Annotated in this window: 1 protein-coding gene; it reads right to left on the reverse strand. The window is 64.8% G+C overall.

The features are described from left to right. Window position 1 precedes the first annotated feature (1 nt). Window positions 2-1,018 (reverse strand): elongation factor Tu (gene tuf, locus ABIC75_RS23080; protein WP_354016224.1); only part of this gene is annotated, 1,017 nt, incomplete at its 5' end.

The following is a 1,018-nucleotide window of genomic DNA, read 5'->3' on the forward strand; positions in this document are numbered from 1 at the left end:
CTTACTTGATGACCTTGGCCACCACGCCGGCGCCGACGGTGCGGCCACCTTCGCGGATAGCAAAGCGCAGGCCTTCGTCCATCGCGATCGGGTGGATCAGGCTGACCACCATCTTCACGTTGTCGCCCGGCATCACCATTTCCACGCCTTCCGGCAACTGGCAAGCGCCGGTCACGTCGGTCGTGCGGAAGTAGAACTGCGGACGGTAGCCCTTGAAGAACGGGGTATGACGGCCGCCTTCGTCCTTCGACAGCACGTACACCTCAGCTTCGAAGTCCGTGTGCGGGGTGATCGTGCCCGGCTTGGCCAGCACCTGACCGCGCTCCACGTCGTCGCGCTTCAGACCGCGCAGCAGCAGACCGGCGTTGTCGCCTGCCTGGCCCTGGTCCAGCAGCTTGCGGAACATTTCCACGCCCGTGACGGTGGTCTTCTGGGTCGGGCGGATGCCCACCACTTCCACTTCGTCACCGACCTTGATGATGCCGCGCTCGATACGACCGGTCACCACGGTGCCGCGGCCCGAGATCGAGAACACGTCTTCCACCGGCATCAGGAACGGCTTGTCGATCGCACGCACCGGCTCGGGGATGTAGCTGTCCAGCGCATCCACCAGGGCCACGATGGCCGGCACGCCGATTTCCGACTGGTCGCCTTCCAGCGCCTTCAGGGCCGAGCCCTTGATGATCGGGGTGTCGTCGCCCGGGAAGTCGTACTTGGAGAGCAGTTCACGCACTTCCATTTCGACCAGCTCGAGCAGCTCGGCGTCGTCCACCATGTCGGCCTTGTTCAGGAACACGACGATGTAGGGCACGCCCACCTGGCGCGACAGCAGGATGTGTTCGCGCGTCTGCGGCATCGGGCCGTCGGCGGCCGAGCACACCAGGATCGCGCCGTCCATCTGCGCCGCACCGGTGATCATGTTCTTGACGTAGTCAGCATGGCCCGGGCAGTCCACGTGGGCGTAGTGACGGGTCGGCGATTCGTATTCGACGTGGGCGGTCGAAATCGTGATGCCACG

The sequence above is a fragment of the Dyella japonica genome, from assembly GCF_040545895.1.
GTDB classification, from domain to species: Bacteria; Pseudomonadota; Gammaproteobacteria; order Xanthomonadales; family Rhodanobacteraceae; genus Dyella; species Dyella japonica_D.